We start from the raw sequence: 20,125 nt of genomic DNA on the forward strand, positions 1-20,125 counted from the left end.
AGCATGAGCAACGAAAACGACGCCAGCATGGGCGGCCGCCGTCCGGGGGGATTGCGGCAATTTCTCCAGCAGATCAGCCAGATGGCGAACAGCCCGTGGGGCAATGGCCCCAAGGACGGCGACGACGGCGGCAAGGGCAGTGGGGGCGACGGCAAGCGCCCCGGCCCGCGCAATCCCTGGGTGACCCCCGATCCCGCCGACCAGCGACGCGGACCCAAGCCGCGCGGCCCTTCGGCGCTCGACGAACTGCTGCGCAAGGGGCGCGGCGGTTTCGGCGGCGGCGGCTCGGGCGGAAGCGGCGGCCAGTTCAATCTGGGCGATTCGGCAAAACTCTGGAAATGGGTCATCCTCGCGCTGGTGGTCGCGTGGGTGGTCTTTTCCTCCTTCCACATCGTTCCGCCCGAAAAGGAAGGCGTGGTGACCCGCCTCGGCAGCTATTCGCGCACCGTCGGGCCGGGCGTCAAATTCACCTGGCCCGCGCCGATCGAACGGATCAAAATGGAAGACGTCCGCGCGATCCGCACGATGCCGATCGGCTCGCCCAACGCCACCGACGAGAATTTCGTGCTGACGCGCGACCAGAGCATCGTCGACCTCGCCTATGAGGTCCGCTGGTCGGTGCGCGATCCGGAGCTGTTCTTCTTCCAGCTCGCCGACCCCGAAGGGACGATCCGCGAAGTCGCCGAAAGCGCGATGCGCGCGACGGTCGCCAATTTCGACCTCGTCCAGGCGATCGGCCCGGGGCGCGTCGAGATCGAGGCGCAGGTCCAGCAGCGGATGCAGGAGCTGCTCGACCAATATCGCGCGGGCGTGATCATCCAGGGCATCGCGATCCGCCAGGTCGATCCGCCGAGCCAGGTCGACGAGGCGTTCAAGGAAGTCACCGCGGCGCGCCAGGAACGCGAATCGGCGATCAACCTCGCGCGCGCCTATGAACAGCAGGTGCTCGAACGCGCGCGCGGCGACACCGCGGCGTTCGACCAGATTTACGAACAATATAGGCTGGCGCCCGGCGTGACGCGCCAGCGCCTCTACTATGAAACGATGGAGACGGTGTTGTCGAACGTCGACAAGACGATTGTCGAAGCGCGCGGGGTGACCCCCTATCTGCCGCTCAACGAAGTGCAGAAGCGGCTGAAGGCGCCCGACGCCGCCCAGAAGGGAGGCGAATGATGTTCGGATCGCTGACCCGGAACCCGCTGCGCCTGCTCGTCGTCGCGGTCGCGCTGCTCGTCATCCTGTCGCAGTCGCTGGCGATCGTGCCCGAGGACAAGCAGGCGCTGATCCTGCGCTTCGGCGAGATCGAGCGGACGGTGAACCGCTACAAGCCGGACGAGGATTTCGGCCGCTCGGGCGCGGGGCTCGTCCTGCGCGTCCCCTTCACCGACGGCATCCAATATATCGACAAGCGCATCCTCGGCGTGAACATGGAGCGCCAGCAGGTGCTTTCCACCGACCAGCAGCGGCTGCAGGTCGACGCCTTCGCGCGCTTCCGCATCACCAATCCGGTGCGCATGTACACCGCGATCCGCACCGAGGATAAATTGCAGACGCAGCTTGGGACGATCCTCGGTTCGTCGCTGCGCAACGAGCTCGGCAAGCGCACTTTCGCCACGCTGCTGTCGCCCGAGCGCGGCGCGGTGATGGACAATATCCAGGTCGCGCTCAATCGCGAGGCGCAGAAATATGGCGCCGAGATCATCGACGTCAGGATCAAGCGCGCCGACCTGCCCGAAGGCGCGACGCTGGAGGCGGCGTATAACCGCATGCGCACCGCGCGGCAGCAGGAGGCGATCGCGATCCGCGCCGAGGGGCAGAAGGAAGCGCAGATCATCCGCGGCAACGCCGATGGCGAGGCGGCGCGCATCTATGCCGCGAGCTTTGGCAAGGATCCCGAATTCTATGATTTCTATCGCGCGATGCAGAGCTATCGGCAGACCTTCCTCGGCGAAAACAACCAGGGCGGAACGTCGATCATCATGTCGCCCGACAATGAATATCTGAAGCGTTTCAGCGGCGGTTGAGGCGGCCGCGGCGCGCGGCGGATCGGATGAATGGAGGCTGCAAGGTCCGTTCATGTTCAAACGCCGTTCAGCCGCCCCGCCGCAGAGACCGCCGCATCCGGGGTTATTTGAGTCTTTTTTGAAGAACGAAGAGGATTTCCGATCGTGCGTTATGTTTATGGCATCACTTCGGCCTTGCTGGCAGGTGGCACCGCGCTGGCGCTGGTCACCCAGTCCCCCGTCGGCGCGCAGGTCGCGCAGAACGAAAAGAGCGAGATCGCCAAGGCCGTTCCGCGCGCCGGCGCGCCCGAAAGCTTCGCCGACCTCGTCGAACAGTTGCAGCCCGCGGTGGTCAACATCTCGACCAAGCAGGAAGTGACGCTCGGCGTCCGGCTCAACCCCTTTGCCGGAACGCGCGAGCCGATCACGCAGGAACAGCAGGGCGGCGGCTCGGGCTTCCTGATCTCGTCCGACGGCTATATCGTCACCAACAACCATGTGATCGCCGGCGGTCCGCGCGGCGACCAGACCGTCGACCAGGTCACCGTGACGCTCACCAATCAGAAGGAATATAAGGCGAAGATCGTCGGCCGCGATGCCGCGTCGGACCTGGCGCTGCTCAAGATCGACGCGACCGGCATGCCCTTCGTGAAGTTCGCCGACGGCAGCCCGGCGCGCGTCGGCGACTGGGTCGTCGCGATCGGCAATCCGCTCGGCCTCGGTTCGACCGTGACCGCGGGGATCATCTCGGCGGTCCAGCGCAACATCGGCCAGGGCGGCGCCTATGACCGCTATATCCAGACCGATACCGCGATCAACCGCGGCAATTCGGGCGGTCCGCTGTTCGACCTGCAGGGCAATGTCGTCGGCATCAACAATATGCTGATCTCGCCCGTCGGCGCGAACATCGGCGTCAACTTCGCGATTCCCGCCGACGCCGCGATTCCGGTGATCGAGGCGCTGCGCGCCGGCGAAGCCCCGCAGCGCGGCTATCTGGGTATCGGGATCGTGCCGGTCAGCGAGGATATGGCGGCGGCGCTCGGCCTGCCCAAGGACCGCGGCGAGATCATCCAGCGCATCGAAGAGGGCCAAGCCGCGGCGAAGGCCGGGCTGAAGCGCGGCGACGTCGTGACCAAGATCAACGGCAAGGAAATCACGCCGCAGCAGACGCTGTCCTACATCGTCGCCAACATCAAGCCGGGCACGCGCGTTCCGATCGAGGTCATCCGCGAAGGCAAGACGATGTCGCTGTCGGCCGTCATCGGCACGCGGCCGCCCGAAAGCGAACTGACCGGCGAGAATTTCGACCCCGAGGCGGAAGAGACGTTGCCCGAGGATCCGACGGGAACCGCCGATCAGGCGATCCAGGATCAGCTCGGCATGGCGGTCCAGCCGCTGACGAGCGCCATCGCGCGCTCGATCGGCGTCGATCCCGACACCAAGGGGCTGGTCATCGCCGCCGTCGGCGGCAACAGCGACGCGGGCCGCAAGGGCCTGCGCCGCGGCGACATCATCCTCAGCGCCAACCGCAGCGCGGTGACGAGCAGCGAGGCGCTCTCGGGCGTCCTCGCGGCGGCGAAGAAAGCGGGCCGCAACGCAGTATTGCTCGAAATCCTGCGCCGCGGCCAGCAGCCGGCGTTCATCGCGATCCGCATCGCCGAATAGGCCGGTCGCAACCCGTATCGAAAGGGCGTCGCGGTCATGGTCGCGACGCCCTTTTCATTTGCCCGGCCCCGAATATGTTCCTATTATGTTCTTATGTAAACGAGTCGGGAGAATGGATCATGATCGGATATGTGACGCTGGGGACGAACGATCTGGCGCGCGCGGCCGCCTTTTACGATGCGATCGCCGCCGAGCTCGAAACGCCCCGGATGATGGAATATGAAAGCTTCATCGCCTGGGGCAAGGAGGGCGGCGGCGCGGGAATCGGTCTCACCAAGCCGTTCGACGGCAATCCGGCGACAGTCGGCAACGGCGTGATGGTAGCCCTGCAGGCGAAGGACGAGGAACAGGTCCAGCGCCTCTACGACATCGCGCTCGCCAACGGCGGCACCTGCGAAGGCCCGCCGGGACCGCGCGGCGAAACTTTCTACGCCGGCTATTTCCGCGACCCCGACGGCAACAAGTTGAACGCCTTCGTCATGGGATGAGCGGGTTGGCGGCGATGCCGGCTTTGGGGTGGGGAGCGGGCGCTGCGATTCATCAAGCCCCTCCCCCTTCAGGGGAGGGGTTGGGATGGGGTCCATCGGCCTTGCGCAACACCGATAGACCCCACCCGACTGCGACTAGGCAGCAAGCTGCCAAGTCTTCGTTGCCCCTCCCCTGAAGGGGAGGGGCTTTCTCCTCTCCATGTCCGCTTCCGGCCGGTCTCAGACCTTCGTCATCCCGGACTTGATCCGGGATTCATTCTTTCCACGCTGCGCGAATGGACCCCGGATCAAGTCCGGGGTGACGAATAAAGAGACGGCCGCTTTCGCCCGAAAACCGCCTAGATCAATCCCGCCAGCGGGCTCGACGGATCGGCGTAGCGCCGCAATCCCATGCGCCCGGCCAGATAGGCGTCGCGCCCGGCCTCGACCGCGCGCTTCATCGCGCGCGCCATCAGGATCGGGTCCTTCGCCTCGGCGATCGCGGTGTTCATCAGCACGCCATCGCAGCCGAGCTCCATCGCGACCGCGGCGTCGCTCGCCGTGCCGACACCGGCGTCGACGAGCACCGGCACCGACGCGCCCTCGACGATCAGGCGGATCGTCACGCGGTTCTGGATGCCGAGCCCCGACCCGATCGGCGCGCCCAAGGGCATGATCGCGACCGCGCCCGCATCCTCGAGCTGTTTCGCCGCGATCGGATCGTCGACGCAATAGACCATCGGCAGGAAGCCGTCCTTCGCGAGTATCTCGGTCGCCTCGAGCGTCTCGCGCATGTTCGGATAGAGCGTCTTCGCCTCGCCGAGCACTTCGAGCTTGACGAGATCCCAGCCCCCCGCCTCGCGCGCCAGGCGCAAGGTGCGGATCGCGTCGTCGGCGTTGAAACAGCCCGCGGTGTTGGGCAGATAGGTGACCTTCTTCGGATCGATATAGTCGGTGAGCATCGGCGCCGCCGGGTCCGACACATTGACGCGGCGCACCGCGACGGTGACGATCTCGGCCCCCGACGCTTCGACGGCGGCGGCATTCTGCTCGAAATCCTTATACTTGCCAGTGCCGACGATCAGCCGCGACGTGAAGGTCCGCCCGGCAACGCTCCAACTGTCGATCTTGTCCACATTCAATCCTTGTTCTGCACGATATTCGCAATGTCGCCGAGCGGATCGCGAACGAAAAAGCGGCGGACGCCCCACGGCTCGTCGCGCAAGGCGTAGACGATCTCGTGCCCCGCCGCGATCGCGCGCGCATGCACCGCATCGACATCGTCGACGCCGACCGAATAGGCGGGGCGCAATCCCGACGGGTCTTCACTGAGGATGCTGATCTGCGCCATCGGCTGCGCGGCCGAGCGATAGATGGTGATGAAATCCATCGCCATCGCGGTCTCCAGCCCCAGCACCTCGTTGAAGAAGCCAGCCCCCACCTTCGGATCGCCAGCATAGCGATTGGGTATGATGCGCGCGACTGCCATCAGCCGCCTCCCACGAAATGAACGATCTCCAGCGCATCGCCCTCGGTAAGCGCCACGTCGGCGAGCGTCGAGCGCGGCACGATGTCGCGATTGCGTTCCACCGCGACCTTCTTCACGTCGAGCCCGAGCGAGGCGACGAGATCGGCGATGCTGCCTTCGCGCACCTGCCGGGGTTCGCCGTTGAGGATGACCGAAATCATGGGGAAATCCGCCTCGCTTTGCCTTTTGCCGCGCAGCCCATATAGGGGTAGCCCGCAACGCCGCAACCGAAAGGCCGTGCCTTGGCTGAACTTCCGACCGTCTTTGTCCTTTCCGGCCCGAATCTCAACCTGCTCGGCACGCGCGAGCCCGAAATCTATGGCTACGATACGCTGAGCGACATTCATGCGCGGCTGGAGGCGCAGGCGGAGGGCCTCGGCCTGCGCGTCGAATGCCGCCAGACGAACCATGAAGGCGTGCTGATCGACTGGCTGCACGAGGCCTATGTGTCGGGCGCGAAGGCGGTGCTACTCAATGCCGGGGGCTATACGCACACGTCGGTCGCGATCCACGACGCGATCAAATCGATCAAGGTGCCGGTGATCGAGGTCCATCTCTCGGACCCGATGCAGCGCGAAAGCTTTCGGCATGTGAGCTATGTCGGCATGGCGGCGGCGGCGCATTTTGCGGGGCACGGCGCGAACAGCTATACGCTGGCGCTGGACGCCGCCGCGCGTCTCTGACAATAGGGCGCATCAAAAAAGGGGTCCGGGCGTCCTGACAATGGACGCCGCAACAGCAGGAAAAATTCTCATGGGTGACCATAAAGACCATGGCATCAACATCGATCCGGCGTTCGTTCGCGCGCTCGCCGAGCTGCTCGACGATACGCAGCTTTCGGAAATCGAGGTCGAGGACGGCGACCGCAAGGTGCGCGTCGCGCGCGCGCTGACCGCCGCCGCCGCGCCCGTCGCCTTCGCACCGGCTCCGGCGGCGACACCTGCCGCCGCGGCCCCCGCCGCTCCGGCTGCCGCACCCGCGGCGGCGGCTCCGGCCGCCGACGCTTTCGCCGATGCGGTGAAATCGCCGATGGTCGGCACCGTCTATCTGGCGCCCGAACCCGGCGCGCCCAATTTCGCGGCCGTCGGCTCGGCGGTGAAGGCCGGCGACACGATCCTGATCATCGAGGCGATGAAGGTGATGAACCCGATCACCGCGACCGCGTCGGGCACGCTCAAGGCCGTGCATGTCGAGAACAGCCAGCCGGTCGAGTTCGACCAGCCGCTGTTCACCATCGGCTGAGCCGCAACGCATGACCATTGAAAAGCTCCTGATCGCGAACCGCGGCGAGATCGCGCTGCGCATCCACCGCGCGTGCCACGAAATGGGCATCAAGACGGTCGCGGTCCATTCGACCGCCGACACCGACGCAATGCACGTCCGCCTCGCCGACGAGGCGGTGTGCATCGGCCCGCCCTCCGCCAAAGACAGCTATCTCAACATCCCCGCGATCATCTCGGCCGCCGAGATCACCGGCGCCGACGCGATCCACCCCGGTTACGGCTTCCTCTCCGAAAACGAGCGTTTCGCCGAGATCATCGAAGCGCACGACATGATCTTCGTCGGGCCAAAGCCCGAGCATATCCGCACGATGGGCGACAAGGTCGAGGCGAAGCGCACCGCGGTGGCGCTCGGCCTCCCCGTCGTCCCGGGCTCGCCCGGCGCGGTGACCTTCAGCGAGGAAACCAAAAAGCTCGCGAAGGACATCGGCTATCCGGTGCTGATCAAGGCCGCCTCGGGCGGCGGCGGGCGCGGCATGAAGGTCGTTCCCGACGAGGACAGCCTCGAAAGCCTGATGGGACAGGCTTCGTCTGAAGCGGCGGCCGCCTTCGGCGATCCGACCGTCTATATGGAAAAATATCTCGGCAATCCGCGCCACATCGAATTTCAGGTTTTCGGCGACGGCAACGGCAATGCGATCCACCTCGGCGAGCGCGACTGCTCGCTCCAGCGGCGGCACCAGAAGGTGCTCGAGGAAGCTCCCTCGCCGATCATCTCGGCCGAGGAGCGTGCGCGCATGGGCGGCATCTGCGCCGACGCGATGGCGAAGATGGGCTATCGCGGCGCGGGCACGATCGAATTCCTGTGGGAAAATGGCGAATTCTTCTTCATCGAGATGAACACGCGCATCCAGGTCGAGCATCCGGTGACCGAGATGATCACCGGTTTCGACCTCGTCCGCGAACAGATCCGCATCGCGGGCGGCGCGGGCTTGTCGGTGAAACAGGAAGACCTCGAATTCCGCGGCCATTCGATGGAATGCCGCATCAATGCCGAGGACCCGCGCAGCTTCCTGCCCTCGCCGGGCAAGGTGACGAACTATCACGCCGCGGGCGGCATGCACGTCCGCGTCGATAGCGGGCTCTATGCCGGCTATTCGATCCCGCCCTATTACGACAGCATGATCGGCAAGCTGATCGTCTATGGCCGCAGCCGCGAAAGCTGCATGATGCGGATGCGCCGCGCGCTCGAGGAAATGGTGATCGGCGGCGTCAAGACGAACATCCCGCTCCATCAGGCCCTGCTCGCCGACCCCGACGTCATCCACGGCGACTATACGATCAAATGGCTGGAGGAATGGCTGGCGCGGCAGGATGAAGAGGCCGGAGCCTAAACGCGCTCGCCCCATATTTTCGTCATGCCGGACTTGATCCGGCATCCATTCTGCACCGCCGTCATGGACCCCGGATCAAGTCCGGGGTGACGAAGTGGGCGATGCGCCGAACTGTGCTGCCCCTCACTTTCGCTACCTCTTCTTTTTGGCTATGGGCCTTACCATGGCCCGAAACACTACCCTTTCCGCGCGTTCCGCCGCGGCCCTCCTTCTCCCGCTGAGCCTGCTCGCGGCCCCCGCCTTCGCGCAAACGGAGGTGAAGGAGGATTCGGTGATCCTCCAGCCCGACAAGGTGAAGGATGACGCCCCCGTCGTCGCGGTGCGGATCGAGATGCCGAGCTGGTCGGAGGAGAATGCGACCGCGCTTCTGAGCTTCATCGAAACGGTCGGCGACGAGGGCCTGTTCGCGAAGGATTACAATCCCGACGGCCTCGCCGCCGCGATCCTCGGCAGCGATCAGGCGGCGCTCGACAAGGTCGCGACCGACAGCTTCCTGCTGCTCGCGACGCACCTGCGCGACGGGCGCACGCCCAATGCCGCGCGCAAGCAATGGTTCATGACCGACAGCGACGGCGACAGCGAACCTTTGCTGTCGCTGCTCACCGCCGCGCTCGGCGCGGGCGCGGTGCCCGAAACACTCGCCAGCCTCGACCCCGTGCATCCCGATTTCGCGGTGCTCAAGGCGTCGCTCAAGACGGCGAAAACGCCCGCGGCGGCCAATGCGATCCGCGTCAACATGGAGCGCTGGCGCTGGATGCCGCGCGACCTGGGCGAACGCTATGTCGTCAGCAACGTCCCCGAATATCTGACCCGCGTCGTCCACGGCGGGACGATCATCGCGACGCACAAGGCCGTCGTCGGCAAAAGTTCGACCCCGACGCCGCAGCTCAATCCGATGGCGACCGGGATCATCGTCAACCCGACCTGGACATTGCCGCGCAGCATCATCAACGAGGGCATCGGCGCGACGATCGCGAATAACCCCGCCTCGGCGCGGCGCCAGGGTTACACCTGGACCGGCAAGGGCAAGACGCTGTCGGTGGTGCAGCAGCCGGGGGCGAACAATGCGCTGGGCGTGATGAAGATGGAAATGCTCAACGAGCATGCGATCTATCTTCACGATACCCCCTCGAAGGGCGCGTTCAACGCCGCCGCGCGCGCGTTCAGCCACGGCTGCATCCGCACCGAGCGCGCGCTGCACTTCTCGGGCCTGATGGCGGTGATGTTCGCAGGCAAAAGTCCCGAGGAATTCGGCGAGGCGATCGCGAGCGGCAAGACGACGCGCTTCGGCTTCGACGAGCCCTTCCCCGTCTATGTCGCCTATTGGACGATGGTTCCCGACGGCAAGGGCGGGGTGAAGAAGCTCGCCGACATCTATGGCCGCGACGCGCCGGTGGTGGCGAGCTTCGCCAAGCCCGGCCGCCCCACCGCGACGATCATCGCGCCCGAACCGCCGCCGGTCGTCCCGACGATCCCCACCGCCGCACGCGTGACGACGCCGGCGACGAGCGGGATTTATTGAGCGGGGTCAGCAAGCGACCGATTGCTGCCATCTCTTTATTCGTCACCCCGGACTTGATCCGGGGTCCCGCTTGATGCCGAAGACCGGTCGACGCCCCAAAAGCGGGATCCCGGGTCAAGCCCGGGATGACGGAAGTGTCGGGTTTCGACCGATTGCTGCCTTTTACATCGTCATCCCCGCGAAAGCGGGGACCCAGAGCGTGCGTAGGCTGATCCCAGACTGGGTTCCCGCTTTCGCGGGAATGACGAAGGTAGGGAATGGCAACTCACCACCCCAAATCGGACTTTCGCCGCTTAATCCGCCGTCGTCGGCAGCGTCCCGGTGAACGTGCTCGCGCGCCGCAGATTTTCGGTTCCCGGCAGCGGGTCGGCGGGCGGCAGCTGGAAGGGCGCCGGCATCGGCGGATGCGCGCTCAGGCGGTCGGCGAACAGCAGCCGGCCGGGCCCGAGCTTGTAGAGAATCTGCGGCAGCAGCTCTTCGCCGAACACGAAACAGCCTTCGCTGCGCCCGAGCTTGCCCTGCGTCGCGATCAGCGCCGGGTCGGCGTACCAAGCGCCGTGCACGACGATCGCGCGCTGGTCGGCGGTATAATTGTCGGGTTCGAGCCCCGCGAGCCGCATCGAAGATCCGTTCGCGCCCCAATAATAGTCGCTGGTGCGATAGGCGCCGCGCGAGGTCGCGAGGCTGCCGACGCGGTTCGAAAAGCTCTTGAGCCAGCCGTCGTGCTGCGGGTCCGATCCGCGGCCGTGCGTCACCGGGAACATGTCGATCCTGCCCGCGACCATATCGACGAGCGCAAAACGCGGGCGCGACGAGGGCAGACCGAAATCGACGACGCCGACGCGGTCGGTCTGCGGGATATTGCGCGCCTGCATCGCAAGCTGCTTCTTCGCCACGGCGAGATAGTCGACCGGCGGCGGCAAGGGCGCCGCCGGCTGCTGGACCCAGTTCGGAAGCTGCGCCCGCGCCGGAATGGCGGCCAGCGCCCCCGCTCCCGCGATCCCGGCGAGCAGCCTTCTGCGATCGATCAATTCATTCACTTGCAACCCAACCCCGCATTGGCCGCCTCTGGCGGTCCCTCGACTTCGCATAAGTCGTGTGTCGGCCGCGAAAGGCAAGCTGGTGGTTCCCCTTCATGCGGGAAGATGTGCCATATATGCCATGAATAGCGCGTTTACGCCGCGCTAAGGCTGCGTTAGGACATCATTCCATGAAAGCGACCATCTGGCACAACCCCGCATGCGGCACCTCGCGCAAGACGCTGGCGATTCTCGAAGAGACCCCGGGCGTCGAGCTGACCGTCGTCGAATATCTCAAAAATCCCTATAGCGCCGACAAGCTGCGCCAGCTGTTCCGCGATGCCGGCATAGCCGCCCGCGACGCGCTGCGCCTGCGCGGCACCGATGCCGAAGAGCGCGGCCTGAAGGACGCGAGCGAGGACGAGATCATCGCCGCGATGGCCGCCAACCCCGCCTATGTCGAACGCCCGATCGTCGAGACCGGCAAGGGCGTGCGGCTGTGCCGCCCGCAGGATGTGGTGCGGGAGATAGTTTGAACGGACGCTTTGGGGTGGGGAGCGGACGCTGCCTCAACCGTCGCCCCCGCGAAGGCGGGGGCCGCTGGCGGTTTACGCGGGCGCCGCTGAGTAAGGCCGCTAGCGGCCCCCGCCTTCGCGGGGGCGACGGCTGGTTTCGGCCGTCAGCCGCCGAAAGGCAAATCTCTACCCCGCCGCGATCCGCCCGCCTTCGATCCGGAAGCGCGTCACCGGCCCCGGCATGTCGTCGAACAGCGCCGCCTCGGTCCCCGTGAGCCACGCCTGCCCGCCCTGCCCCGCAAGCCGCTCGTAGAGCGCGGCGCGGCGCGAGGGGTCGAGATGCGCGGCGACCTCGTCCAGCAAAAGCACCGGGCGCTGCCCGCGCGCGCGCGCGACGCAGTCGCTGTGCGCGAGGATCAGCGAGAGCAGCATCGCCTTTTGCTCGCCGGTCGAGCAGCGCGCCGCCGCGCGGCCCGTCGCGGCATGGACGGCGTCGAGGTCGTCGCGGTGCGGCCCGGCGGTCGCGCGGCCCGCGGCGGCGTCGATCCGCCGGCGCGATGCGAACAGCGCCTTGAGTGCATCGGCTTCGTATGGCGCCGCACGCGCCGTCCCGTCGCTGTCGACGAGCATCAGCAGCGGGCGGGCGAAGGGCGCATCGGGCTGGCCCGCGAGCTCGGCGGACAGGCTCGCGAGCATCGTCTGCCGCGCCGCATCGATCGCCGCGCCATGCTCGGCGAGCTGCGCTTCGAGGCTCGCCAGCCATTGCGGGTCGGCGGCGGCGGGATCGGCGAGCAGCTTGCCGCGCGCCCGCAGCGCGGCTTCGTAGCGGTTACCGTGCTGCGCGTGGCGCGGGTCGAGCGCGAGCACGAGCCGGTCGAGGAAGCGCCGCCGGTTCCCTGCGGCCTCGACGAACAGCCGGTCCATCGCGGGGGTCAGCCACAGCACCGCCAGCCATTCGCCGAGCGCGGTCGCCGCGGCGGGCGCGCCGTTGATGCGCACGACCCGCCGGCCCGGCTGCGCGGGCTCCATCCCCGTCCCCAGCGCGACCGGCGGCAGGTCGGCGCCCGCCTGCACCTCGGCAAAGACGGCGAAGCCGCCGCCCGCCCCGTCGCGCACCATGTCCGCCAGCGGCGCGCGGCGCAGCCCGCGCCCCGGCGCGAGCAGCGAGATCGCCTCCAATATATTCGTCTTGCCCGCGCCATTGTCGCCGTGCAGCGCGACGAGCCCCGGCCCGGCCGCCATGTCGGCGGCGGCATGATTGCGAAAATCGGTCAGCGATAGGCGGGTCAGCGTCATTCCCATCGCGCCTACCGCAGCGCATCGGGCGACGCCAGCCCGTCGCCCTCGAGCGTTTGTCGAAATTTTTCCGATGAACGGGAATTTTTGCCATCTTGGCGTATTTTTCGCGCTGAAATAATATTTCGGGAACTAAAAAACCGCGCTTAACCGCCGATGAATGAAATTGGCACGGTCCCTGCAATACTGTCGGCATCCACCGGATAGTCCGGATGGAAGGTTCAAGGAAGGAAAATATCATGGCCCATTTCAACGTCGAATCGTTCAAGAGCTACGCGATCGCTGGTGTTGCCTCGCTCTATTGCTCGCTGATGTTCCTCGCCGCTGTCGGCCCGAACGCTGCGCACTTCGGCGGTCTGGTCGCCTGACCAGCCGCCTCCCCCGAAAAACGCCGGCCCGAAGGCCGGGATCGAAAGGAAAGAAATGAACCAGGGTTTTCGCAAGAATCGCCGTAACGGGATGATCTTCGGCGTCTGCGCCGGGATGGCGGACCAGTTCGGCATCGATGTCTTGTGGACGCGCATCGCCTTTGTCGCCCTGACGCTCTTGGGCTTCGGCCTGCCTCTGCTGCTGTATCTCGCCGTCGCGATCCTCGCGCCATAGGACAGCCCGGCCGGACGCTTTCGAAGCGCAGTCGCACCGGCCCCATATATTCCCAAAGACCAAGGGCTCACCGGCCGGACCGGTGGGCCCTTTTCCTTGTGCGGGCTCGGACGGAACCGTCGCCCCCGCGAAGGCGGGGGCCGCTGGAGACGTAGCGCAAGGCCGACGGCGGCCGCGTTCAGAGGCGCGTGACTCTGAAACGCCCTTCGCGGGGGCGACGGGCCGGGAGGCAACCGTCCACGCAAGCCTTTGCCTTGGCGCGCCAGCCTTGCTATCGGCTGCGGACAATGGCTAGTACGACAGACGATCTTCCCCCTTCCGAGCCCCCAAATCCCCCGGGTGACAGCATTGATACCCCGTTCGACAGCGCGCTGTCCGAACGCTATCTCGTCTATGCGCTGTCGACGATCACCGCGCGCTCGCTGCCCGACCTGCGCGACGGGCTGAAGCCCGTCCACCGCCGCCTCTTGTGGGCGATGCGCGCGATGCGGCTCGACCCGTCGCAGGGCTACAAGAAGTCGGCGCGCGTCGTCGGCGACGTCATCGGCAAATTCCACCCGCACGGCGACACCGCGGTCTATGACGCAATGGTGCGCCTCGCGCAGGATTTCTCGCTCCGCTATCCGCTCGTCGACGGGCAGGGCAATTTCGGCAATATCGACGGCGATAACGCCGCCGCCTATCGCTATACCGAGGCGCGGCTGACGCGCGTCGCGATCAACCTGATGCAGGGGCTCGACGAGGGCACGGTCGATTTCCGCCCGACCTATAATGGCGAGGACGAAGAGCCCGAGATCATGCCGGGGCTGTTCCCGAACCTGCTCGCCAATGGCGCGAGCGGGATCGCGGTCGGCATGGCGACGAACATCCCGCCGCACAATGCCGCCGAGGTGATCGGCGCCGCGCTGCTGCTGATCGAGAATCAGAACGCCGAACTGTCCGAGCTGCTCGAACATGTGAAGGGGCCCGATTTCCCGACCGGCGGCATCGTCGTCGACAGCCCCGAGACGATCTTCCATGCCTATGAAACCGGGCGCGGCGGCTTCCGCGTCCGCGCGCGTTTTTCGACCGGCAAGGGTGCCGACGGCAGCTGGGAAGACAGCGGAATCGAAAAATTGTCGGGCGGCACCTGGCAGCTCGTCATCAGCGAAATTCCTTACGGCGTCGCCAAGGGCAAGCTGATCGAACAGATCGCGCAGCTGATCGCCGACAAGAAGCTCCCGATCCTCGAAGACGTCCGCGACGAAAGCGCCGAGGATCTGCGCATCGTCCTCGAACCCAAGAGCCGCAACGTTGACCCCGAGGTGCTGAAGGAGAGCCTGTTCCGGCTCACCGACCTCGAAAGCCGCTTCGCGCTCAACCTCAACGTCCTCGATGCGACGCGCACGCCGAAGGTGATGGGGCTGAAACAACTGCTCACCGAATGGCTGCAGCACCAGATCATCGTGCTCGTCCGCCGCGCGCAGCACCGGATCGCGAAGATCGACGACCGGCTCGAACTCGTCGCGGGCTATATCATCGCTTTCCTGAACCTCGACCGGATCATCGAGATCATCCGCACCGAGGATGAGCCGAAGCCGGTGATGATCGCGGAATTCACCCTGACCGACCGGCAGGCCGAAGCGATCCTCAACATGCGCCTGCGCTCGCTTCGCAAGCTCGAGGAAATGGAGCTGAAGCGCGAGCAGGCCGACCTGACCGCCGAGCGCGAGGAGCTGGCGAAGCTCGTCGAAAGCCCGCGCATGCAGAAGACGCGGCTGCGCAAGGACCTCGAAAAGCTGCGCACCGTCTATGGGCTCGAAACCACGCTCGGCGCACGGCGCACGACGATCGCCGAGGCAGCGCCGACGCGCGAAATCCCGCTCGACGCGATGATCGAGAAGGAGCCGGTGACGGTGATCCTGTCGAAGCGCGGCTGGATCCGGGCGCAGCGCGGCCATGTCGCGGCGGATCAATGGGGCGATTTCAAGTTCAAGGAAGGCGACGAACTGCTCTTCGCCGCGCACGCGCAGACGACCGACAAGCTGCTGATCGCGGCGAGCGACGGGCGCTTCTTCACCGTCGGCGCCGACAAATTGCCCGGCGGCCGCGGCTTCGGCGAGCCGCTGCGCCTGATGGTCGATATCGACCCGGAGGCGCGAATCGTCGCGATGATCCCCGCGAGCGCCGAGGGCCGCCTTCTGCTCGCCTCGACGAGCGGCCACGGCTTCGTCGTCCAGATGAGCGAGGTGGTCGCCGAGACGCGCAAGGGCCGCAGCGTCGTCAATCTGAAACCCAAGGCGGCGCTCGCCGTCGTGCGGCCGGTCGCGCCGGGCGATGACAGCGTCGCGGCGGTCGGCGAAAATCGCAAGCTCGTCGTTTTCCCGCTCGCCGAAGTGCCGGTGATGGCGCGCGGCCAGGGCGTGATGCTGCAACGCTATCGCGACGGCGGGCTGTCCGACGCCGTCAGCTTCGCCTTTGCCGAGGGGTTGAGCTGGGCGATGGGCGGCGATACCGGCCGCACGCGCACCGAAACCGACCTCGCCCCCTGGCGCGTCGCGCGCGGTGCGGCGGGCCGCATGCCGCCGACGGGTTTTCCGCGGAACAATCGCTTTGGCTGAACGTATTTATAGGTAGCCGTAAATCCCTTCTTTACTTCCCGTGACCTAGGCATTGGGCAATGGGGAAAGGTCGCACAAAACCCTCTGTTATGCCTATTGATCGAACCGGCGAAGACCGGCCCTTGTTGTTCGTCGGCTGGATCGACGCGTTGCCCGTTCCGGCCGCGCTGATCAGACCGATGGCGCGCGGCAATTTCCGGCTTCATGCGAGCAACGCCGCCTTCGACCGGCTCGGCCTGTCGCCCGTCGGCGCCGACGCGCCGATCGAACTGCTGCGCGCGATCGAGCGCGCCTCCCAATATCCCGAGGAATCGCAAGAATTCTCGTGCCAGCTCGGCGAAGGGCCGGCGGCGCGCGACCTGCGCGGCTCGATCGGCCCGCTGCCGACCGAATCGGGCGACGACGAGCTGTTCCTGCTGACGCTGATCGACCGGACGCAGGAGATGATGACCGAGCGCAATCTGCGCCGCGAACTCGTCTCCGACAGCCTCACCGGGCTTCCAAACCGCGCCGGATTCGAGGAACTGGTCGAACAGCGCGGCCGCACCGACGGTCCGGGCGGCGACCATGCGATCCTGCTGCTCGACCTTGCCCGGTTCAGCCGCATCAACGAACATATCGGCCCGATGGCGGGTGACGAGCTGATCATCACCGTGGCGCGGCGGTTGAAATCGAGCCTGCGCACCGGCGACATATTGGCGCGCACCGGCGGCGACGAATTCGCCATTTCGACCCGCATCGCGGGCGGGCGCGCCGATGTGCGCGAAATGGCGCGGCGCATTCGTGGCTGCTTCGATCATCCGTTCCGCATCGGCGAATTGAAAGTCAGCGTCGATTGCGCGCTCGGCTGCGCGATTCAGCCCGGACATGACACCGATATCGCCGACCAGATCCGCCACGCGCAGATCGCGCTCAAGCGCGCGAAGCAGACCGACCGCATCGAAATCTACGAACCCGAAGCCGCGATGCTCTCGGACAATCGCTTCGGGCTCGAGACCGAGCTGCGCAACGCGATCGAGGAGGACCGGCTCCACCTCGCCTTCCAGCCGCTGATCGAGCTGTCGAGCGGCCGCGTCGCGGGTTTCGAGGCGCTCGCGCGCTGGGACAACAGCAGCGGCCATGCGGTGCCGCCGACCGAATTCATCCCGATCGCCGAGGATTCGGGACTGATCGTCCCGCTCGGCCAATGGGCGATCGGCAAGGCGGCGGCGGTGCTCGCCGAATGGGACCGGCTGAACGGCGGCGAAGTCGTCGATGCCTATTTCTCGGTCAATGTCTCGGCGATCCAGCTGGTGCGCGACGATGTCGCCGGGGTCGTCCGCCAGGCGCTCGAAAAGCACAAGATCGGCGGCGAACGGCTGATGATCGAACTCACCGAAAGCGCGATCATCGGCGACCCCGACCTCGCGTTGTCGGTGCTGAGCGAGCTGAAGGCGCTCGACGCGCGCGTCGCGATGGACGATTTCGGCACCGGCTATTCGAACCTCGCCTATCTCCAGCGCCTGCCGATCGACGTGCTCAAGATCGACCGCAGCTTCGTCGAGCATATGGTCGACGACCGCGACAAGGTGGCGATCGTCCGCACGATCCAGAGTCTCGCCGAAGTGCTGGGGATGAAAACGACCGCCGAGGGGGTCGAGACGACCGACCAGGCGCGGCTGCTGTCGGCGCTCGGCTGCGATTTCGGGCAGGGTTTCCTATTCGCACGGCCGATGGATGGCACGGCGGCGCTCGATTATTGGCGTCAGTCGCTGGTGCGGCCGATCTTCTGATCGACGAGCCGCGCCACGCGCGCCGCGTCCGGAAAATCCTCGGCCACCCATTGCGCTTCGACCGCTTTCAGGATGCGCGCGACTTCGGGTCCGGCGGCGACCCCGCGCGCCACGATGTCGCCGCCCTTCAGCGGAAGCTGCGGAACCGCCCAGCCCGACAAGGCTTCGACGGCGGCGGGATCGCCGGCGAGGAGGTGGACGTCGCGCGCCGCCTCGATACCGATCGCGTGCGCGAGCTGACGGATCGGGCGCGCGACGTCGGCGCGGTGGCCGCCGAGCGCGGCCAGATGCTTGCGCTGCCGCGTCGAGAGACGGAGCCGGCTCGCGACCTGCTCGGCGACGCCGGCATCGGCCAGCAGCAGCGCCGCGAGGCGGCGGAGCGGTGCGATGGTGGCGGCCGCCGCGCGTTCGTTGGCGATAAGCCGGTCGAGCGCGGCCGCGAAACCGGCATCGAGTTCGGGGAGCAGCACTTCGAAAATACCGTCAGCCGCCATCCGGCCGACGATCGCGCGCGGGTCGGGAAGCGCGAGGATCTTGAGCAGTTCGTCGGCGATGCGCTCGCGCGACAGGCTTTTGAGCGACTGGCGCGCGGTCACCACCGCGGCGTGGCTGGCGGGATCGAGGTCGCCGCGCCCGAAGCGCGCCGCGAAGCGATAGAAGCGCAGGATGCGCAGATGATCCTCGGCGATGCGCGTCGCGGCGTCGCCGATGAAGGCCACCCGCCCCGCCGCGAGATCGGCGAGCCCGCCGAACCAGTCGTCGATCTCCCCCGTGCCGGGATCGGCATAGAGCGCGTTGATCGTGAAGTCGCGGCGCGCGGCGTCGTCGCGCCAGTCGTCGGCAAAGGCGATCGTCGCGCGGCGCCCGTCGGTCGCGACGTCGCGGCGCAACGTCGTGATCTCGTGATGGTCGCCGCTGGCGATCGCGGTGACGGTGCCGTGCGCGATACCCGTCGGGATGATCTTGATGTCGACGGCCTCCAGCCGCCGCCTGACCTCCTCGGGCAAGAGGGGAGTCGCGAGATCGATGTCGGCGACGGGCAGGCCGAGCAAAGTGTCGCGCACCGCGCCGCCGACGGCCTTGACCGCGCCGCCATCGGCGGTCAGCGCGGCGACGATCCGGCGCAGCCCCGGCCGCTCGCGCCAATCGGCGGCGGGAAGCCGCGTCACCGGTGCCAGCCCGCGGGCAGACGCCGCGCCAGATTGATGATGATTCCCGCCGTCACGCCCCAGATCCGCCGCCCCTGCCAGTCCATGTCATAATAATGGCGGTCGTGTCCCTGCCAATTGGCATGCTGGCGCGCATAATTGCCGGGGTCGAACAATATGTCGAGCGGCACCTCGAACCAGTCGTCGACCTCGTCGGGATTGGGATCGAAGGCGAGGTCGGGCGGGATCACGCCGAGCACCGGCGTGATCAGATAGCCGCTGCCCGAACGATAGGGCTCGGTCGCGCCGGCGATCATCACGTCGCGGCGATTGAGCCCGATCTCTTCTTCGGCCTCGCGCAGCGCCGCGTCGATCGCGTCGCGGTCGCCCGGATCGATCTTGCCGCCGGGGAAAGCGACCTGCCCCGCGTGGCTGCGCAGCCATTGCGGGCGCTGGGTGAGGATGACGCCGGGGTCGGGGCGGTCGGTGAAGGCGATGAGCACCGCGGCGTCGCGCAGCGTCGGCGTCCCCAGATAGGCCTCGTCCTCGCCCGGATCGGGCAGCAGATTATCGAGCGCGTCGCGCAGCTTCTCGGAAAGCATCAGGCGTCCACCAGCGGGAAGCGCGCACCGTCCGACCAGATCGCGGGCGGCTCTCCCCCCTCGGCGAGCGCTATGTCGACGATCTCGTAATAGAGCGCGCGGTCGATACGCGCCTCGAGCCCGCCCCCGATCGCGCCGCGGACGTGCAGCCGCGGGTCGGGATTGTCGGCGTCGCGACCGAAGCGCAGCGGATGATCGGGCCCCGCGATGACGAGATCGTCGGTATCGAGACGGAAAACGAGCTTGCGCGCTTCGCCCTCGCCTTCGCTCTTCATCTCGACCGCGCGGAAGGGCGTGTCCTCGACCGCGATCGAGAGCTTCTCGGCCGGGGTGACGAGGACGTGGCTGCCGTCGGCTTCGCGGCGCAGGATCGTCGAGAAGAGCCGGACCATCGCGGGCCGGTTGATCCGGCCGCCCTCGTGATACCAGCTGCCGTCGGCGCGAATTTCCATCGCGCTGTCGCCGCTGCGTTCGGGATGCCATTCCTCGACCGGCGGCAATTTGCGCGCCGCGAGCAGTTCGGCGGCCTCGGCGAGCGAAAGCTGCGCAAAATCCTTGGGAAGCGAAGGCGCGGGGCTGACCATGCAACCGACATAAGGGGGTGGGCGCGCCGCGCAAGTCGGCTTCGCTGCGAGACGTATCGCATGTTCGACGGGTGGGGGCTGATTTGTTTCACGCGAAGACGCGAAGGCGCGAAGAAGAAGGCTCGGGCCGTCAGGCCCCTTATTCCCGCAAACGATCGGTTTTGCGCGGAGGCATCAGGAGAAAGGC

The 20,125-nt window shown here is 66.7% G+C and carries 21 protein-coding genes; 13 read left to right on the plus strand and 8 right to left on the minus strand.

From position 1 onward, the window contains the following. Positions 1-3: 3 nt before the first annotated feature. The 4 genes from QZL87_RS16075 (at position 4) to QZL87_RS16090 (ending at position 4,156) form a co-directional block, all read left to right on the plus strand. Positions 4-1,173 carry a protease modulator HflK gene (locus QZL87_RS16075; RefSeq protein WP_295321366.1) on the plus strand — a complete coding sequence of 390 codons (1,170 nt, stop codon included), beginning with the start codon at positions 4-6 and terminating at the stop codon, positions 1,171-1,173. Next, positions 1,173-2,024, plus strand: coding sequence for a protease modulator HflC (locus QZL87_RS16080; RefSeq protein WP_295321369.1), 852 nt, complete (start codon positions 1,173-1,175; stop codon positions 2,022-2,024). Before QZL87_RS16075 ends, QZL87_RS16080 begins: the two co-directional genes overlap by 1 nt. Positions 2,025-2,168: 144 nt before the next feature. Next, the gene (locus QZL87_RS16085) at positions 2,169-3,668 is read left to right on the plus strand and encodes a trypsin-like peptidase domain-containing protein (RefSeq protein ID WP_295321371.1); all 1,500 of its coding nucleotides are present in this window, start codon (positions 2,169-2,171) and stop codon (positions 3,666-3,668) included. A gap of 119 nt (positions 3,669-3,787) precedes the next feature. After that, positions 3,788-4,156 carry a VOC family protein gene (locus QZL87_RS16090; protein ID WP_295321373.1) on the plus strand — a complete coding sequence of 123 codons (369 nt, stop codon included), beginning with the start codon at positions 3,788-3,790 and terminating at the stop codon, positions 4,154-4,156. A 338-nt stretch (positions 4,157-4,494) separates the two neighbouring features. Here the strand turns inward: QZL87_RS16090 and QZL87_RS16095 are convergent, their stop codons facing one another. The 3 genes from QZL87_RS16095 to thiS are packed head-to-tail and all read right to left on the minus strand — an operon-like array spanning position 4,495 to position 5,824. Then, positions 4,495-5,271, minus strand: a complete 777-nt coding sequence (locus tag QZL87_RS16095) for a bifunctional sulfur carrier protein/thiazole synthase protein (protein ID WP_295321375.1) — start codon at positions 5,269-5,271, stop codon at positions 4,495-4,497. Positions 5,272-5,273: 2 nt separating this feature from the next. Then, a complete protein-coding gene (locus QZL87_RS16100; RefSeq protein ID WP_295321378.1) occupies positions 5,274-5,624 on the minus strand; it encodes a VOC family protein in 351 nt (116 codons plus the stop codon). After that, positions 5,624-5,824 carry a sulfur carrier protein ThiS gene (gene thiS, locus QZL87_RS16105; RefSeq protein ID WP_295321380.1) on the minus strand — a complete coding sequence of 67 codons (201 nt, stop codon included), beginning with the start codon at positions 5,822-5,824 and terminating at the stop codon, positions 5,624-5,626. Before thiS ends, QZL87_RS16100 begins: the two co-directional genes overlap by 1 nt. A gap of 81 nt (positions 5,825-5,905) precedes the next feature. On the opposite strand from thiS, the gene QZL87_RS16110 reads away from it, so the two are divergent. From QZL87_RS16110 to QZL87_RS16125, 4 genes are all read left to right on the plus strand, one after another. Next, entirely contained in the window at positions 5,906-6,346 is a 441-nt protein-coding gene (locus tag QZL87_RS16110; protein ID WP_295321383.1) for a type II 3-dehydroquinate dehydratase, read from the plus strand. 70 nt (positions 6,347-6,416) lie between these two features. Continuing rightward, the gene (accB, locus tag QZL87_RS16115) at positions 6,417-6,905 is read left to right on the plus strand and encodes an acetyl-CoA carboxylase biotin carboxyl carrier protein (protein ID WP_295321387.1); all 489 of its coding nucleotides are present in this window, start codon (positions 6,417-6,419) and stop codon (positions 6,903-6,905) included. A 10-nt stretch (positions 6,906-6,915) separates the two neighbouring features. Continuing rightward, positions 6,916-8,277, plus strand: a complete 1,362-nt coding sequence (gene accC / locus QZL87_RS16120) for an acetyl-CoA carboxylase biotin carboxylase subunit (RefSeq protein WP_295321390.1) — start codon at positions 6,916-6,918, stop codon at positions 8,275-8,277. Between the two features lie 271 nt (positions 8,278-8,548). After that, the gene (locus tag QZL87_RS16125) at positions 8,549-9,799 is read left to right on the plus strand and encodes a L,D-transpeptidase family protein (RefSeq protein ID WP_295321392.1); all 1,251 of its coding nucleotides are present in this window, start codon (positions 8,549-8,551) and stop codon (positions 9,797-9,799) included. A gap of 293 nt (positions 9,800-10,092) precedes the next feature. Here QZL87_RS16125 and QZL87_RS16130 read toward each other — a convergent pair whose 3' ends face one another. Next, positions 10,093-10,839, minus strand: a complete 747-nt coding sequence (locus QZL87_RS16130) for a murein L,D-transpeptidase catalytic domain family protein (protein ID WP_295321394.1) — start codon at positions 10,837-10,839, stop codon at positions 10,093-10,095. Positions 10,840-11,009: 170 nt separating this feature from the next. Here QZL87_RS16130 and arsC point away from each other — a divergent pair, with 170 nt between their 5' ends. Beyond that, entirely contained in the window at positions 11,010-11,354 is a 345-nt protein-coding gene (gene arsC / locus QZL87_RS16135) for an arsenate reductase (glutaredoxin) (RefSeq protein ID WP_295321397.1), read from the plus strand. Positions 11,355-11,519: 165 nt separating this feature from the next. On the opposite strand, the gene recF is transcribed toward arsC, so the two are convergent. Beyond that, complete coding sequence (recF, locus tag QZL87_RS16140) at positions 11,520-12,629, minus strand: DNA replication/repair protein RecF (RefSeq protein ID WP_295321399.1); 1,110 nt, start codon at positions 12,627-12,629, stop codon at positions 11,520-11,522. A 239-nt stretch (positions 12,630-12,868) separates the two neighbouring features. On the opposite strand from recF, the gene QZL87_RS16145 reads away from it, so the two are divergent. The 4 genes from QZL87_RS16145 (at position 12,869) to QZL87_RS16160 (ending at position 17,604) form a co-directional block, all read left to right on the plus strand. Beyond that, complete coding sequence (locus QZL87_RS16145) at positions 12,869-12,997, plus strand: hypothetical protein (RefSeq protein ID WP_268746858.1); 129 nt, start codon at positions 12,869-12,871, stop codon at positions 12,995-12,997. Between the two features lie 55 nt (positions 12,998-13,052). After that, on the plus strand, positions 13,053-13,232 hold the full coding sequence (locus tag QZL87_RS16150) for a PspC domain-containing protein (RefSeq protein ID WP_037554940.1): 180 nt from the start codon (positions 13,053-13,055) through the stop codon (positions 13,230-13,232). 287 nt (positions 13,233-13,519) lie between these two features. Continuing rightward, a complete protein-coding gene (gene parC, locus QZL87_RS16155) occupies positions 13,520-15,832 on the plus strand; it encodes a DNA topoisomerase IV subunit A (RefSeq protein ID WP_295321401.1) in 2,313 nt (770 codons plus the stop codon). A gap of 89 nt (positions 15,833-15,921) precedes the next feature. Then, positions 15,922-17,604, plus strand: coding sequence for an EAL domain-containing protein (locus tag QZL87_RS16160; RefSeq protein ID WP_295321402.1), 1,683 nt, complete (start codon positions 15,922-15,924; stop codon positions 17,602-17,604). Here the strand turns inward: QZL87_RS16160 and QZL87_RS16165 are convergent. The 3 genes from QZL87_RS16165 to QZL87_RS16175 are packed head-to-tail and all read right to left on the minus strand — an operon-like array spanning position 17,577 to position 19,938. Then, complete coding sequence (locus tag QZL87_RS16165) at positions 17,577-18,773, minus strand: CCA tRNA nucleotidyltransferase (protein WP_295321403.1); 1,197 nt, start codon at positions 18,771-18,773, stop codon at positions 17,577-17,579. The two genes, QZL87_RS16160 and QZL87_RS16165, sit on opposite strands and share 28 nt — an antisense overlap. Continuing rightward, a complete protein-coding gene (locus QZL87_RS16170; RefSeq protein WP_295321404.1) occupies positions 18,770-19,354 on the minus strand; it encodes a CoA pyrophosphatase in 585 nt (194 codons plus the stop codon). Before QZL87_RS16170 ends, QZL87_RS16165 begins: the two co-directional genes overlap by 4 nt. Continuing rightward, the gene (locus QZL87_RS16175) at positions 19,354-19,938 is read right to left on the minus strand and encodes a DUF1285 domain-containing protein (protein ID WP_295321406.1); all 585 of its coding nucleotides are present in this window, start codon (positions 19,936-19,938) and stop codon (positions 19,354-19,356) included. The genes QZL87_RS16170 and QZL87_RS16175 overlap by 1 nt, the downstream gene beginning before the upstream one ends. Positions 19,939-20,125: the final 187 nt, after the last annotated feature.

It is taken from the genome of uncultured Sphingopyxis sp., assembly GCF_900078365.1.
Classification (GTDB): domain Bacteria; phylum Pseudomonadota; class Alphaproteobacteria; order Sphingomonadales; family Sphingomonadaceae; genus Sphingopyxis.